Annotated in this window: 1 protein-coding gene; it reads left to right on the forward strand. The window is 58.6% G+C overall.

The window, feature by feature from the left end; genetic code table 11:
- Positions 1-490 (forward strand): amino acid permease (locus J5M71_RS26750; RefSeq protein ID WP_207838506.1); only part of this gene is annotated, 490 nt, incomplete at its 5' end.
- Between the last annotated feature and the right edge of the window lie 75 nt (positions 491-565).

A 565-nucleotide genomic window follows, 5' to 3' on the forward strand; every position in this document is an offset into this window, starting at 1 on the left:
GGACAAGACCATGCCGGCGTTCCTGAAGAAGGAAAACAAGAACCACGTGCCGGTCAATGCGCTGTGGCTGACCAATGTGATGATCCAGATTTTCCTGCTGATCACGCTTTTTTCGGCGGGCACTTACACCAGTCTGATTTACCTGGCCTCGTCGATGATTCTGGTGCCGTACCTGTGGTCAGCGGCCTACGCGGTACTGCTCAGCGGGCGCGGCGAAACCTACGAACACGCGTCGGCCGAGCGCACCAAGGATCTGCTGATTGGCGGTATCGCCCTGATCTATGCGGTGTGGTTGTTGTACGCCGGTGGGGTGAAATACCTGCTGCTGTCGGCGCTGCTGTATGCGCCGGGGGTGATTCTGTTTGCCAAGGCCAAGCGTGAACAGGGCCAGCCGGTTTTCACCACGGTGGAGAAAGGGATTTTTGCCTGCGTGGTGATCGGGGCGGGGCTGGCGGCTTATGGGTTGTATAGCGGAGTGTTGAGTTTGTAGGCGGATTTGCTTTGGCAGGTCAGGCCCCTTCGCGAGCAGGCTCGCACACAGAAGTACCGAATCCATGTGGGAGCG

This window comes from Pseudomonas sp. 43(2021), assembly GCF_017490805.1.
GTDB lineage: Bacteria > Pseudomonadota > Gammaproteobacteria > Pseudomonadales > Pseudomonadaceae > Aquipseudomonas.